The organism is Pseudomonas asturiensis, from assembly GCF_900143095.1.
Classification (GTDB): Bacteria; Pseudomonadota; Gammaproteobacteria; order Pseudomonadales; family Pseudomonadaceae; genus Aquipseudomonas; species Aquipseudomonas asturiensis.
In genome coordinates, this window is sequence record NZ_FRDA01000004.1 from 177,698 (window position 1) to 191,440 (window position 13,743).

The following is a 13,743-nucleotide window of genomic DNA, read 5'->3' on the forward strand; positions in this document are numbered from 1 at the left end:
CTCGACACCCGCTGCGGTCCTGTCAGCGAATGTTCTTGTCCAGAAACTCACGAATCACAGGGATGATTTCCTTGCCGTGGGTTTCGAGTGCGAAGTGTCCGGTGTCATAGAAGCGAACGTCCGCCTTGGGAATATCGCGCTTCCAGGCCTCGGCTCCGGCCGGAAGGAAGAACGGGTCGTTCTTTCCCCAGACCGCGAGCAACGGCGGCTGGTACTGGCGAAAGTACGCCTGAAAGGTTGGGTACATCGCTACGTTCGAAGCGTAATCCAGCACGAGGTCCAGTTGAATGTCCGCATTGCCAGGCCGCGATATCTGAAGCCCTTCCAGCGTGTAACCGTCTGGCGAAACCGAGCTCTTGTCGGCGACCCCTTCAAGGTATTGCCACTTGATCGAGGCCGGTGTCGGGAAGTCATTCAGAGCATTCCGGTTCTGTTGCGTCGGCTCACGCCAGTACTTCTGGATCGGTTTCCAGCCATCGCCCAGTCCTTCCTCATAGGCGTTGCCGTTCTGGGAAATAATCGCGGTCACACGCTCAGGGTGGGCGACGGCCAGGCGCCACCCGACCGGCGCGCCATAGTCGTGGACCATGAGTGCATAGTGATTGAGCTTGAGCTGTTCGGTGAACTGGCCGATGGTCTTCGCCAGTTGGCTGAAGGTGTAGCTGTATGCGTTTTTCGCGGGCGCTTCGGTGAAGCCAAACGCCGGCAGGTCAGGTGCGATCACGTGATAACGATCAGCCAGCTCGGGGATCAGGTCGCGAAACATGAACGATGAGGCGGCGAAACCGTGGAGCAGCAGAACCGTGGGGGCGGCGGGGTTGCCTGCCTCACGATAGAACACCTTCACATCACCTACCTGCTCGTAACGGTAATGAACCGGGTGAGTTGAATCGGCGGAATGCGCACCGCCAGCCAGCAGAGAGGCGGCGAGCCCGAGCGATGCGATGGATTGGGGAGAAGTCATGACGATTCCTGTGTAACCGTTAAATGTGGATTTTCAGGTTACGAATATTTTTGTAACCTGTCAAAACTATTTTATGGGTTACATGTTGGTGCGGGCGTCATCAGCGCTGTCCCAGCCGGAGCGGCAGGTGCAGTCATCTCTCAAACCCGCCGATCAAAAACGCTCTATGATTCAACGAGTCCAGGTCTGAGAGTGCCTCGGGTATCAGGGTGTCCTGCAGGGGGAATGATGGGTCATCACGCAACACGCTTTGTGATATTTGCTCTGCCTTTGCTCGTGTTGTGCAAGCCGGTGGATGCGTCGACGTGGCAAATCTGTCGCATGGAACTGCGCGTGACTGAGGTGTTGAAACAGCCCTACCCGCAACTACAGGCCCGGATCCTGAAGGTCAGCCCCGCCTCGTCGACTGTAGAATGCCCGGAAGAAGGGGCTGCCCTGACGTTTACCCCGGAAACCAGAGACTACCAACGCGTGCTCCCACGCCGGCAATGGCCTGCCAAAGGGCAGTCCGTGCGCGTTGATTACCGGTATCTGGATGGCCTGTGTAAGGGTGATGGTCATAGTTACGAGTGCCGTATCAAGCACTACCCGATCGGCACTCCTTGACTGACGAACCGGTCTACCAAGTTGCAGGCACATCCCATGTCATCAAGCCGTTCTGGCAACGCCCCCACAAGCGCGAACCATCCGGGCTCCATTGGAGCTGTTCGAGATCCCGACATCCTGCATCATCGGATTGAAGCGTGAGGGATCGACCGTTTTCCAGGTTCCATAGCACCGCGACGTTTTTGCGGGTTCCGGTGGCGAGGGCCAACAGGCGGCCGTCAGGTGAGCCAACTGCCGTTTCGAGTGAGTCCTGATCGGGCAGGGTCAGTGAATACCGCACCTTGCCACTGGCGACATCGACGACATGCACGCCAGGATTGCGACGTTTTCCCTCCATCAGCACAAAGCCGACTGCGATCCAGCGGCCTTTGACAGAGCCGAAAGGCTCCGGCGTCCACTGTGCCATGCCGGTATCATCGGCGGGGTCCACCTCGCCAAAGCGGCGCGGCAACTTCACCACACGCAGTACCCGACCGGTTTTGCCATCGAGTTCGGAAAGCCCATAAGCGTCTTCGACCCAGACAGTGGGCAGCGTGCCGTCCCAGCGGACAGGCTTGATCTGGCCATTGCCGCGGGTGAAATAGTTCATCATTTCCTGACGTGGAGAGGCAAAGCGCAACGTGTAATTCCACTGCGTGCCATCCCCGGCCGGTTGTGCGGCGGCTTGCCAGACCTCGAACGTGTTGTGATCGGCAAGGTATTGGTGGCGATAGATCAACGGCGCGCCATTGCCGTCGGGGAAGTAGTCCATGTACGCGTTGTACTGCAAGCCCGGTTTGTCGAACACCATGGGATGTGTGTTCAGAGACTGTGTCTTCGCGTCGAAGCGCATGACGAGTGGGCCCTCGGTCATGTACGCCGATTGCCCGCTCGCGTCGCGCGACAACAGCCACTTGGTGAAGAATTGCGACGGCTTCCAGACTTCGCGCGGCTCGCCGGCGTCAGGCGACCAGTGCATCAGCGCGCGCGGATAACTGCGGATGAGCAAGACACTGCCATCGGCCAGAACGGTGAAGTCATCCGGGTTCTTGAAGGGGAGAACCGCTCGCGCTTCAAGCACCCTGGCCTGGGTGTTCGGCAAGGTGAGCTGCGGCTCGCTGACCGAGGGCGTTGGCCTGGGTGGCGCGCGCCATCGTTCTGCGTCCACGCCAAGTTCCAGGTTCGCGTTCGGCAGTTTGCTCAATGCCTCGAAAACCGGGGTGAACAGCTCTCCGGGTACGCTGCTACGTTGCAGGCGCTTTGGCTGGCCGGGGCTGAAAATATTCAAATCGGCCAGGCGGCGTACCTGGCTTAGCAACCCGCTTTCAGGATTTGGATACTCGTCATTGCGCGTCAAATAGACTGCAGTCACGGGGCGCCCGAATACCGCGTCCAGCTGGATCACATGGGCAATGACAATACTGTTGCTACGGCCCATTGCGCCGTGTTCGCGTTTGGCACTGCCGTTCCAGTACGCGTACTGCTCGGTCAACAGGGCCATGCGCGGGCTGCCCGACTGAAAGCGCAGGGTGCGCTCAATGCGTTCAATACGCTCCGCAATCTCCGTTTCAGCCAGCGCTCCGTCACGAACGTACTGCTGCAGCCTGGGCATATCGAATTGGCGAACGAGGTCGCGCACAAGGTCCGGGCGTCGCGTCAACAGCACAGCACCCCACGCGTTATCCATATTGGATACCGTGCCCATACCGGTCTCGCCGCGCACTGGCCCCAGAGGCTCCAGCGCCGAGACAACCACTGGCAGCACCTGGCTGAATGGCAGGGCAACGACCATTTTAACGCCCGCAAGCGGACGCCCGTTATTGGCCAGTTCTGAGGACTGCAAACTCGATGGCAGGCCTTTGTCGATGTCTTCCACATTGCTCGGCCTGATGTCCCAACCCTGTGGCAAGGTCACGGCGTTGCTGAAACTGCTATGGCTGATCGCTGCAACCCAGAACGCATACTTCCAAAGACCTGCCCATTTCATGTGTTTTGCTTCCCTGACCGTTCGATGCGTGCTGGAACTTGGGGAAGTGCCATCGCTCGGATTATTCTGCGGGGTCTGTCGTGAGGTTTACAAGGGCGTCCATGATCCCCATCAATCCGCTGGCCATGATGATCGGCTTCCTGATCTTCATCTTTTCCCAAGTCTTGCTCGGGCTATTGATTGCCTGCGTGTTGGCTTTGCTGATTCCGCGTTGCAGGCGTTACATGCTGGCAAGGCGTTGGCGCTTCGGTCTGATTGTCGTCGGCCTTGCGTTCGCCAGCGTGCCCTACGTCTGGAGCGAGATCACTGATTGGCAAGACTGGCGTGCACACAACCCGCGCCTTGAGCGTGACGAGGTGCTGGGCGATCTGGTGCTGCCAGCGGGCACCCGGGTCCGGCTCGACTACCTGGAGCCGTTCAACGACCTGAGTGGTGATCCCGTGCCCTACGGCCTGCAGAGCCTCAAGCAAGCTGACTTCGAACGCACGCCAGGCGATATTCTGGGGCTGAGTGTACGTCGCCTGGAACTGTGGCCACACCATGGCTCGGCGACGGTCGAGGCTGTGGCCGTCAGTGACCTGCAAGGCTGGAAGTGTGAGCCGGGCGAGATCGAGTTTCACTTCCCGTTCGGAGCCCACTTCAAACTCTCCGAGTGGCACCTGTATGGCTGTACGCTGGCGCCAGGCAGCTCATTGGGTGGCATTGTCTGGCCGGGACCTGTGAAGGTGTTTTCCACTGAAGGTGAAGGTTGGGAGGTGAGGGCCGGTGACACATCGATCTCACTTTTCGGGCTGGAACTGCGCTGGCTGAGCATGCGCCTGAACAAGCCTTACGGTGATGTGCTCGGATGGGACGGCGTACTGAACCGTGAGGCTGATGTCGGCCCTGTTCACTACCCTGTCGGCACTCAGGTTCGTCGATATCACGAGGCTTTGCTTTTCAGCCCGCCAGCAGAAACTTCAGCGCTGGATCGTCGCACGGGGACGCCCATCGAGGCCGATCATTCGGTTTTGCAGCGTGTTTCCGGTGAAGTACTGGGGATACGCCCGAACAGCCAGGAGGGCTTACGGTCCTTAGGGAATATCGTGACGCCCTGAGGCAACATGGCGGGGTCTTGAGCGCCATGAACATGATTGTTTCAGCGCTGCGAAGGCGGTTGACAGCCAACACTGAACCCTACGCTATCTGGCTACGCGGTATGAATGGCATCAGGTATTCTTCGCCGCGTTAACAGGATCCTGACCCAGTGAGGCATCAAGTCGCTTGTCATGGCCTTTACAGTGACGACAGGCACGGTATATCAGGAGTGGCGGCATGTTAATTGGATATCGGTTCGAGCGTACCGCGCAGGGTGATCTGCACATTCACACTCGCAACCTACTGCAGGACGCCATAGCGGTGCTGTTAGGCCCCATCGCCATTGCCGCGCCAGTGATATTCATCGTGTGCGTGACCATCAATGGAGGATCGCCGCTGGTGGATGTGGGGCCCTTGAACGCGCTTCTGATGGTGCTCGGGATACTGCTGTTAGCAGCCCTTGGCCTGGTGATTATGGTTTACACCGGTTTCCGCGAGACGTTGCTCTTATTGCGACTTGAGGGTGAAGGCAGGCGCCGTACCCGAAATTTCTTTGGACGCCGTGAACGCGTGCAAGCGGTCTTTAGCATCGATACCCCCAACTACCTTGAACTTCGCCGTCACGCGCAGAGCAAGCCGATCTACACCCAGCTCTGGCTGGTCATGCGCGATGGCACCGAGCATCGCCTGACGACCAGCAGCGTTCCGATTGTGCCGGGAAGCAAGCGCACTGACCTGTTACTCAGCCACCTGGCCGACTATCTGAACGTGGCAGTGCCCACCGAAGTCGTCATTGATTCGTCGAGTGGTTCAGCAGGGATCCATACGCCTGCGCCAGCGCCTGCAAAAGTCAGCGCCGCAAAGCGCGTGAAGCAACGTCCAGGACAAGAGCCCGTGTCCCCGCTGGAGTCGACCCAAAAAATCGGCATGCCCGCTCGCGCGATAAGCGCTCTGTTGGGGATCTTTTTCGCCGTGCTGGAGCTGACTAACGTGTTCCAACTGGTGCCTTCTCTGTTTTCCGGGCGGTTGCGTGTCACAGGCTTGCGAACGCGTCCGACGATTTACTACTGGAATGAACAGCCACTGGCTTTTTCATTTCATATGCTGGCCGGCTTCGTCGAAGTGCTGATTATCAGTGTCATCGCCTGGACATGCTTGCGCATAGCGATCCGCGGCTGGATTGAATCCAATCCCTTAAAAAGATAATTCGGTCGCGGACTGCCCGAAAACAGACAGTCACAATTGGAGCATCCAGTCATCATGGACATTCAGTTTCACGGTAACGAAAGGCTTGAAAACCCGGCTATCGGTACCTGTGACGAGTACAGCCTGAGCGCGATTTCCAGCCTGGATGAACTCGTCAGTGCCTATCGAAAACTCGCGGCCGATCATCCCGGTTTCAGGCCGTTGTTCTCGCTGGACGATTATCCTCAGGCCCGCTACACGTCGGGGCATGCGCGCAATCATCTTGGACTGGACGATGTCACCGAAGAAGACATCGCCAGTCTGCCGCCCGAGTGTTTCGAAAACGGCGAATACCTGGGCTATCCCACCACCAAAGCCGAGTTCCCGCTCTGCCTTCGCAACTTCATGAAACTGGCTTCAGCGGTCTCGTTTCAGGATGCTTGCGCCCATGGTCTGACCCTTGATGAACGTGCCGTGCAGGAATGGATTGATTATCAGCAAAACCCGGTATCGCTGCTCGACCAGCCGCTCTCGGCCATTCTGGTTCCAGTCGAGCAGTCCTGTGAGGCCCTCGCTGCATTTCCCAACGGCTACTTCGCCAGCGACCTTGACCCTGCGCAAAACTTTGCCGTGGCGCGGCATTTTTCTCGCGTGCATGGCTATGAGTTGATCGGGGTCGGTGCGGCTTATCTCGGATTTTTGCGTGAAGAGCCTCTCGATCTCTCTGAAGCCCACGCTGTCGCAAACGATTTATGTGCGCTGTACAACGTCCCTGATGAAAGCCGTCCGACATGGGTGTCGGTTGTTATGAAAGCTATTTGCGGGCGGGCGTATTTATGGTTGCGGTACGTGGAATGAGGCTCGAGAAGCGGGGTCGACGAGTCCGCTCCGAACACGGGTTCTGTCCGACATTGCAGCCTGAAATCGGAACGCGGTCTGGCGCATTCACGCATCGCCCTGGCTCCGCAACACTCATCCGCACGCTGGCTTCACCAAACGATGAACTTGCTTGAGGGCATCAGTTTTGGGAATCTACCCGGCTTTTATGCACACGTGACCTCTCTCAAGTCGTCACATGATGTGCCTCTATCAGGTCATTTAAGTCACTCAGGATGTCGTCTCATGAATGGAAAACTGGCAATTGTCATTGCAATGGGTTTGTTGGCCGGGTGCTCAGACCCCAAGAAGGCAAGCGAAGAAAATTTTGAAAAAGCCGCACAGGCTTACCTCGATACCCAGTATCCGAAATGCTTCGTTCTCGCTGCTTTCCCGGTTGCCAGTAAGGAGTTCGACGTCTCGGGCCAGAACAAGACGTTCCACGCTCTGGCAGGCGCAGGTGTTCTCAAAGAGACTGAGCTTTCCCGCAAGGAAATCCCTAAAAGTGTATTCAGCGAAGCGCGCACCGATGTGCGTTACTCGTATGACCTGACGGACGAAGGACGTAAGTACTACAAGGACAACGTTCAGAAGCTCATGAATGGCAATACGGTCGGGGGCATTTGCGTAGGGAAAGCGAAGGTGGTCAAGATTGATCAGTTCAGCGAGCCAGGGGAGATGATGGGGCAGAAAATTTCTCGGGTGACCTATTCGTATCAGATCAACGACCTGCCCGGTTGGGCGCGTGACCCTAATGTTGTTGCGTCGTCTGAGGCTTTAAAAGCGGCTGTTGACAGCGAAAAGCTGCCCATTAAAGAAACCCGAGCCATGGTACTGACGAACAATGGATGGGTGCACGAGCGTCTGTTCGGGAAGTGATTGACTGCACTGCGCATCTCGCTGGCTGTTCTTGGTAGTGGCCAGTGGGGGGCCATCAGGGGCCAGCGGTTTGATCGGCGATGAGCAGGGGCGATCAGGTGCTTTATCAAAAACACCATTCCTGCACTTGAACCGCTCGACACATCGATCTCGCCAAGGTCGCGGTGTGGTACGGGAACGATTCCAGAGGAACAGGCATGACATTGACAGTCGAAGAACTGGTCAGAGTGGCGATGAGCAATCCGGTAAATGCGCAAATTACCTCGCGTTTGCCTTTTCATTGGTGCTGAGCCAGTGCATGCGTGTCGATGGCAGAACGCGTGCGGTGCTGAACAAACCCCGCTACACATTGAATTTATGAGGCTTCGATCAGGTCATTTGAAGGGTAAACGTCAGAACACCCACCCCTTCAAGGACCGACGATGACCTTTTTCATTTTTCTCCTGGCCTGCGCCGCCGCCGCAAGCACCGGCATCATTTTCAAGCCCGGCCAATGGTACGAATCGCTGACCAAACCCGGTTTCACGCCGCCGAACTGGGCGTTTCCGGTCGCGTGGACGATCATCTATCTGCTGCTCGCCTGGGCCGGTTACCGTTTGAGCCTGATCCCGGGCAGCCAGGAAGTACTGGCGCTGTGGGCCGCGCAGATTGCCTTGAATACATTGTGGACGCCGGTGTTTTTTGGTGCGCACAAGCCGTTGGCCGGGATGGTGATCATCTCGGTGCTGTGGGCGGTGGTGGCGACGATGGTGGTAATGGCGTTGCGGCTGGATGTGATCACCGGCCTGATTCTGTTTCCCTACCTTGTCTGGCTCTGTGTGGCCGCAGCGCTGAATTTCTCGATCCTGCGCAACAATCGTTGAGGCAGCCCAGGGTCGGCCTGAGCATGCTGAGCATTGATAAATGCGCCACAGCCCTACAGAATCGCGCCCCGATCCGGCCTCGGTGCCGGACGTTCTGAATGAAAGGGGCTGCGGTTGAACGAACATTTATTGTCCATGCGCCTGGAACGTGTGGCGGCACAGGTGCCTGTCGGCGCACGCCTGGCCGATATCGGTTCTGACCATGGCTACCTGCCCGTTGCGCTGATGCGCCGAGGTGTCATTGCCGCAGCGGTGGCAGGTGAGGTGGCGTTGACGCCGTTTCACTCAGCCCAACGCGTGGTGCGGGAAAACGGTTTTGAGAACGCGATTGTCGTTCGCCTGGCTGATGGGCTCGCTGCCATCGAGCCTGACGACGGGATCACCGCCATCACCCTCTGCGGCATGGGCGGTGAGACGATTCGCGATATCCTCGACAGAGGCAAGGTGCATCTGAGTGGCCAGGCGCGACTGATCATGCAGCCCAACGGTGGCGAGCAGCCCCTGCGGCAATGGCTGATGGACAACGATTATCGAATTGTCGGCGAGGAAGTTCTGCGCGAGAACCGTTTCGACTACGAGATCATCGTCGCCGAACGCACTGGCCCGGTGGCGTACAGCGCAGAGGCGCTGTATTTCGGTCCGCTGCTGCTTGAAGAACGCAGCCCGGCGTTTCTGGCCAAGTGGCAGCGCAGACTGAGTCAGCGTCAGAAAACCCTGAACAACTTCGCCCGAGCGCAGGCGGTGCCTGAGGACAAGCTGCACGATATCGGCCAGCAGATCCGGTGGATCACCCGCGTGCTGGCAAGTGCTTGCGGGGCTGACTAAAGCCCAAGACACACCGCGCCCGCGGCAACCAGTGTGCAGACGGCCCAGCGTCGAGCGCTCATGGACTGGCCCAGAAACAGCCTGCCGATAAGCGCTGCAAACACCACACTGGTCTCACGTAATGCCGACACGCCGCCCATCGCGCCCGACTGCATCGCCCAGATCACGATGCCGTAGGCGGCGATGGACACCAGACCGCCCAGGACCGACGAACCGACTGCAGCGGGATGGGTGCGCAGCGACGTCACCAGCGCGTTGAGTCCACGGCGTGCTACAAACAGCATCGGCATCGTCCAGTAGAACAAGAACATCCAGGCTGTGTAGGCCAGCGGCTGGCCTCCGGATTGCCTCACGCCAATGCCGTCTATCACGGTATACAGCGCGATCAGCACACCTGTTGCCAGCGCGGTCAGAACATCGGCGCGGGACACATGACGATCAAGGAGGGCGAGGGTAAGTATGCCGCCCGATATCAGGCCGATGCCCAGGGCGTGCACGGCACTGATGCCTTCGTGTGCAAATATGGCCGCGCCGAGCGTGACCAACAGCGGTGATGAGCCCCGGGCAATCGCATAGGCCACCGCCAGATCACCGCGCCGGTATGAGCGCACCAGGCTGAGCGTGTAGACGAAATGCACCAGACCCGACGCGATAATGTAGGGCCAGGCTTGGGCGGCAGGCAGCGGCAGGACCATGACGGCGACGGTGGCCACCGTTGCGATCAGAAGGCCCATCCAGGCCATGGACAAGTGGCGGTCGCGGTTGCCATGTAGCATGGCGTTCCAGCCTGCGTGGAGCACAGCTGCGAGAAGAACGAGGCCACCAGCGTAACTGAACATGATTTTTCCCGGACAGGCAGAGCAAGGGAGCCGACAGCTACCGTGGCGTTGATTCGCTGATCAGCAAAATATCTATCTTGGCCCCGGCTGACAAACCAGATAAATTGGCTGTTCACATTAGTCTGGCTATTGCGAATGAAGCGAGAACTGCCCCCGCTCAATGCCTTGCGCGCTTTTGAGGCGGCCGGCCGTCTGGGCAGCTTCAAGCAGGCGGCAGCCGAGTTGCATGTCACGTCTGGAGCGATCAGCCAGAGCGTGCGTCTGCTGGAAGACTGGCTCGGCGCATTGCTGTTCGAACGGCATAATCGCCGGGTGATACTGACCCCGGCAGCCAAGGCTTATCTGGCTGAAATCGGCCCTTTGTTTGAGCGCATCGCACAGGCCACGGCGCGGTTCGGCTTACCTGACCCTGCCCCTCGCACATTGCTGGTGAACGCGCTGGCAACCTTTACCCTGCGCTGGCTGGTCCCCAGGCTTGAGGCCTTTCGTGCCAGTCATCCCGGCATCGATGTACAGGTGCACACCTCCAACAAAGCGGTTGAAAGCCTGAAGGATCCCTACGACATCATCATTCGTGGTGGGCCGGACACGCTCTATGGCTACTCGACCCGCACGTTCCTTCGTGAAGACCGGCTACCGGTGTGCAGCCCGGCGCTGCTGGAGCGGCTGCCGCTTCGGGTGCCCCAGGAACTGGAGCGGCACACGCTGCTGCACACCTCAAGCCTGCCCAGGCTTTGGCCTGACTGGCTCGCCAGCGCCGAGGTGCCAGCCTTGCAGCCTGCTGCGGGCGTGGTATTCGACCATTTTTACCTGACCTTGCAGGCAGCCATCGACGGGCTCGGCATCGCCATGGGGCCCACGGCATTGGTGGCCAGCGACCTGCAGGCTGGCCGGCTGGTCACGCCGTTTACCGGGCCTCGCCTCACGTCACGCAGTTACTGCGCCTATGTCCCGGACCAGAAGCTTGGCGATGAAACGGTGCAGCTGTTCTGCTCATGGCTTGAAGGGCAGGGCGGTGGTTAAGCGAGTGGCAGGGTATCAGCACGTCTCGCCCCGCGCGGTGCAGGGCAGTATTTCCAGCGCGCGCCATTCCTTGATCAACTGACGACGGTTGCGCGCGTAGCGTTCGCTGAGGACGTCGGCGTTGGCAATGTCATCCATGGCGATCACGCGGTACTTGCTGTCTCCTTCACACCAGGCCGCCAGATAACGCTTGTCTTCAATGAAACCCAGCATGATGGGCCAGATGATCTGCGGGTCGGCCGGTGCGTGCTCGATTGACAACGTGATGCTCAATTTGTACTGATCGCGCAACGCCCGGCGGATTTCGCTCAGGTCGATGGAGGTTGAAGCGCTGAGTGGTTTGCTGATGTAGAAGGTTTCGTCGTCAAGGGTCGGGCGCATCTCGGGAGGGAGCACGGCATTGATCTTGGCCAGCGCGTTTTTTACGGCAAACGCGAACTGGTCATCGGTGTGACGGCTGACCCACTGAGCACCGATGACCAGCGCCTGGATTTCCTCTTCCGTGAAGGACAACGGCGGCAACACAAACCCAGGCTTGAGGAGATAACCCAGGCCAGGTTCGCCATCAATGTCAGCGCCCATGCCTTGCAAGGTCGCCACGTCGCGGCGAATCGTGCGCAGCGATACGCCAAGTTCCCGCGCGAGCGCCTCGCCCGACACCGTCATGCGGTGCCGGCGAAACACTTGCATCAGTTCAAACAGTCGATGACTTCTGGCCATGCCTACTCCATCGCGATAACGCCTTTGCCGCCAAGCTTGCGGCCTTGCTCAAGCTCGGTGATCAGTTTGATCGCACCGCCCAACGGCACCACTTCACCGACCGCAACCCTGAACCTGCCCCTGCTGGCGGCTTCGGCAAGCTTATCCAGAATCTCGACGCGGGGCGCACCGATGACAGGTTTGAGCCTGCGATCAAAGAGAGCCCGTATGAACTTGCCCGGACCGGGATTGAGATCCAGAAATACACCGCCTGGACGCAACATCGCAACACCTGCCGATACGCTCAGGGTTGCGGCGGTATCCAGCACTGCGTCGAATCGTGTGGTAATGGCCGACGCAGGCGTTGCCCGGTAGTCGTAGACCGTTTGCACGCCCAGCGCCTTGGCCCTGTCGAGGTCTGCTGCACTGCAACTGCCCGACACAGTAGCACCGAAATAGCGCGCGATCTGGACGGCCGCTTCGCCGACTGCGCCCGAACAGCCAGTGATGAACACATGTTGGCCTGCCTGCAGCTTCGCCTTGTCGACCAGTGCGTTCCAGGCGGTGATCCCCGGTGTGCCGATGCAGGCAGCGTCCTCGAAGGAGAGCGGCTCGGGTTTTTTCGCCAGAAAGGCTTCCTGGGTCACGACCGCCTGAGCAAATGCCCCGCTTTCCTTGAACCGTGCGAGCCCCAGTACGGCATCACCTGCCTTTAGCCGGGTAACATCAGCCCCTACCGAGATAACCGTCCCCGAAAAATCCATGCCCATGGCCCGGGGAAAGGCCTTGCCGGTCACAATCTTCATCACGCCGTTGCGCAATTTCCAGTCAATGGGATTGATGGCCGCGAACCTGACCTGCACGGCCACCTCGTTTTTTTTCGGCACTGCCAACCCGAAGTCCTCGACCTGCATCAACTCCGGGCCACCGTATTTGCTGTATTGAATGCGTTTCATGAGGCGTCTTCCGCGATGAGTACGCAGATCACACTACACAGCCACAGGGACAGTTTTTGTCACCATGCTTGCGACGTTCAGGAGTCTGGTTGACGCTCATACCTGCGTTGAATGCGCTCCAGTTCTCCCGACTCGTGCAGCCTCTCCAATGCCTTGGCCCAGGATGCGACCAGTGCATCGTCACAGTCCTGACTGAAAGCGATATACAACGATGAGCGATAGAGCTCGATAGGTATCTGTCGCAAGGTGCCGGGGGCGATGTTCAGTTGTCGGCTGTGGTATGCCACGCCGGCATCGGTGTCGCCAATGATGACAGGGGTGCGTCCATTGAGCAGCATTCGATAAAGCTGAACGCTTTCAGTCGCACTTTTGTCGAGGTTTTTAAAACCCAGCGACTGCAGCATGTCGGGTAGCAGACCAGCGTGCCGCGTCGTGATCTGCGGTGCATGCAGCAGTTGCTCAAGAGAGGTGATGGGCGACGCCGTGGCCAGTTGATAAGGGTGTATCGACTCCTCCACGATGGGGCCGACCCATTTGTACAAGGGCTCGCGCTCTGGCGTTCGAAACATCGAATACAGGATGGTTCTGGGCCGATTTTTCAGGGTATGACTCGCCCGCATGCTGGGCAGCATCACGATGTCGAACTCGTCCCCGGTGACCGCCATGATCGCTCTGACGATTTCCGTGGTCATGCCGGTGAGCTGATTATTTTCCTCATAGTTGTAGGGCGCCCATTCTTCCGTGACGACCTGATAATGCTCCGCTCTGGCAGGCTCGCCGAGCAACAGACACACCAGCACTGCAGTTAATGTCGAGAGGTTCACAGGGTCTGCCTGATGAGCTGTTCGGCGGTCCAGAGCGGATTTTATTGAACAGACAAGGCAAGCATAGACGCGTATCGGGCGTGCATCGCGGCACTGGCAGGCAATTGCCAAAAGCAGCAGTAACGGGGTCAGGCGTCACTGCATGCCGGATGTGCGGTCAT

Annotated in this window: 14 protein-coding genes; 8 read left to right on the top strand and 6 right to left on the bottom strand. The window is 58.7% G+C overall.

Annotated elements, in window-relative coordinates; translation table 11 throughout:
* Window positions 1–22 precede the first annotated feature (22 nt).
* Window positions 23–964 carry an alpha/beta fold hydrolase gene (locus BUB69_RS08845; protein WP_084537069.1) on the bottom strand — a complete coding sequence of 314 codons (942 nt, stop codon included), beginning with the start codon at window positions 962–964 and terminating at the stop codon, window positions 23–25.
* A 333-nt stretch (window positions 965–1,297) separates the two neighbouring features.
* Between BUB69_RS08845 and BUB69_RS08850 the strand changes: the two genes are divergently transcribed.
* Complete coding sequence (locus BUB69_RS08850; protein WP_425439357.1) at window positions 1,298–1,570, top strand: hypothetical protein; 273 nt, start codon at window positions 1,298–1,300, stop codon at window positions 1,568–1,570.
* A 13-nt stretch (window positions 1,571–1,583) separates the two neighbouring features.
* Here BUB69_RS08850 and BUB69_RS08855 read toward each other — a convergent pair whose 3' ends face one another.
* Window positions 1,584–3,536 (bottom strand): WD40 repeat domain-containing protein, encoded by a 1,953-nt coding sequence (locus tag BUB69_RS08855; protein ID WP_073164792.1) that lies wholly within the window; start codon window positions 3,534–3,536, stop codon window positions 1,584–1,586.
* 101 nt (window positions 3,537–3,637) lie between these two features.
* Between BUB69_RS08855 and BUB69_RS08860 the strand changes: the two genes are divergently transcribed.
* The 6 genes from BUB69_RS08860 to BUB69_RS08885 all read left to right on the top strand — a co-directional run bounded on the left by BUB69_RS08860 (window position 3,638) and on the right by BUB69_RS08885 (window position 9,241).
* Window positions 3,638–4,633: a hypothetical protein gene (locus BUB69_RS08860; protein ID WP_073164795.1), complete on the top strand. Its 996-nt coding sequence runs from the start codon at window positions 3,638–3,640 to the stop codon at window positions 4,631–4,633.
* Window positions 4,634–4,850: 217 nt separating this feature from the next.
* Window positions 4,851–5,819: a hypothetical protein gene (locus BUB69_RS08865; RefSeq protein ID WP_073164798.1), complete on the top strand. Its 969-nt coding sequence runs from the start codon at window positions 4,851–4,853 to the stop codon at window positions 5,817–5,819.
* A gap of 54 nt (window positions 5,820–5,873) precedes the next feature.
* Entirely contained in the window at window positions 5,874–6,656 is a 783-nt protein-coding gene (locus BUB69_RS08870; RefSeq protein WP_073164802.1) for a DUF4253 domain-containing protein, read from the top strand.
* A gap of 264 nt (window positions 6,657–6,920) precedes the next feature.
* Window positions 6,921–7,553 carry a hypothetical protein gene (locus tag BUB69_RS08875; RefSeq protein ID WP_073164805.1) on the top strand — a complete coding sequence of 211 codons (633 nt, stop codon included), beginning with the start codon at window positions 6,921–6,923 and terminating at the stop codon, window positions 7,551–7,553.
* A gap of 422 nt (window positions 7,554–7,975) precedes the next feature.
* Window positions 7,976–8,416, top strand: a complete 441-nt coding sequence (gene tspO, locus BUB69_RS08880) for a tryptophan-rich sensory protein TspO (RefSeq protein ID WP_073164808.1) — start codon at window positions 7,976–7,978, stop codon at window positions 8,414–8,416.
* Window positions 8,417–8,530: 114 nt separating this feature from the next.
* On the top strand, window positions 8,531–9,241 hold the full coding sequence (locus BUB69_RS08885; RefSeq protein WP_073164812.1) for a tRNA (adenine(22)-N(1))-methyltransferase: 711 nt from the start codon (window positions 8,531–8,533) through the stop codon (window positions 9,239–9,241).
* Here the strand turns inward: BUB69_RS08885 and BUB69_RS08890 are convergent.
* Window positions 9,238–10,080: an EamA family transporter gene (locus BUB69_RS08890; protein WP_073164815.1), complete on the bottom strand. Its 843-nt coding sequence runs from the start codon at window positions 10,078–10,080 to the stop codon at window positions 9,238–9,240. The two genes, BUB69_RS08885 and BUB69_RS08890, sit on opposite strands and share 4 nt — an antisense overlap.
* A 135-nt stretch (window positions 10,081–10,215) precedes the next feature.
* On the opposite strand from BUB69_RS08890, the gene gcvA reads away from it, so the two are divergent.
* Window positions 10,216–11,103: a transcriptional regulator GcvA gene (gcvA, locus tag BUB69_RS08895; protein ID WP_073164818.1), complete on the top strand. Its 888-nt coding sequence runs from the start codon at window positions 10,216–10,218 to the stop codon at window positions 11,101–11,103.
* 15 nt (window positions 11,104–11,118) lie between these two features.
* On the opposite strand, the gene BUB69_RS08900 is transcribed toward gcvA, so the two are convergent.
* From BUB69_RS08900 to BUB69_RS08910, 3 genes are all read right to left on the bottom strand, one after another.
* Window positions 11,119–11,823 (bottom strand): helix-turn-helix transcriptional regulator, encoded by a 705-nt coding sequence (locus BUB69_RS08900; protein WP_073164822.1) that lies wholly within the window; start codon window positions 11,821–11,823, stop codon window positions 11,119–11,121.
* Between the two features lie 2 nt (window positions 11,824–11,825).
* Complete coding sequence (locus BUB69_RS08905; RefSeq protein ID WP_073164826.1) at window positions 11,826–12,758, bottom strand: NAD(P)-dependent alcohol dehydrogenase; 933 nt, start codon at window positions 12,756–12,758, stop codon at window positions 11,826–11,828.
* A gap of 77 nt (window positions 12,759–12,835) precedes the next feature.
* Window positions 12,836–13,582: a substrate-binding periplasmic protein gene (locus BUB69_RS08910; RefSeq protein ID WP_073164829.1), complete on the bottom strand. Its 747-nt coding sequence runs from the start codon at window positions 13,580–13,582 to the stop codon at window positions 12,836–12,838.
* Window positions 13,583–13,743: the final 161 nt, after the last annotated feature.

What these genes read in the sequence shown, in the direction of transcription:
- BUB69_RS08905 (WP_073164826.1), bottom strand. Translation starts at nt 12,758, where the DNA reads ATGAAACGCATTCAATACAGCAAATACGGTGGCCCGGAGTTGATGCAG.
- gcvA (WP_073164818.1), top strand. Translation starts at nt 10,216, where the DNA reads ATGAAGCGAGAACTGCCCCCGCTCAATGCCTTGCGCGCTTTTGAGGCG.
- BUB69_RS08845 (WP_084537069.1), bottom strand. Translation starts at nt 964, where the DNA reads ATGACTTCTCCCCAATCCATCGCATCGCTCGGGCTCGCCGCCTCTCTG.
- BUB69_RS08870 (WP_073164802.1), top strand. Translation starts at nt 5,874, where the DNA reads ATGGACATTCAGTTTCACGGTAACGAAAGGCTTGAAAACCCGGCTATC.
- BUB69_RS08860 (WP_073164795.1), top strand. Translation starts at nt 3,638, where the DNA reads ATGATCCCCATCAATCCGCTGGCCATGATGATCGGCTTCCTGATCTTC.
- BUB69_RS08865 (WP_073164798.1), top strand. Translation starts at nt 4,851, where the DNA reads ATGTTAATTGGATATCGGTTCGAGCGTACCGCGCAGGGTGATCTGCAC.
- BUB69_RS08890 (WP_073164815.1), bottom strand. Translation starts at nt 10,080, where the DNA reads ATGTTCAGTTACGCTGGTGGCCTCGTTCTTCTCGCAGCTGTGCTCCAC.
- BUB69_RS08855 (WP_073164792.1), bottom strand. Translation starts at nt 3,536, where the DNA reads ATGAAATGGGCAGGTCTTTGGAAGTATGCGTTCTGGGTTGCAGCGATC.
- BUB69_RS08900 (WP_073164822.1), bottom strand. Translation starts at nt 11,823, where the DNA reads ATGGCCAGAAGTCATCGACTGTTTGAACTGATGCAAGTGTTTCGCCGG.
- tspO (WP_073164808.1), top strand. Translation starts at nt 7,976, where the DNA reads ATGACCTTTTTCATTTTTCTCCTGGCCTGCGCCGCCGCCGCAAGCACC.
- BUB69_RS08875 (WP_073164805.1), top strand. Translation starts at nt 6,921, where the DNA reads ATGAATGGAAAACTGGCAATTGTCATTGCAATGGGTTTGTTGGCCGGG.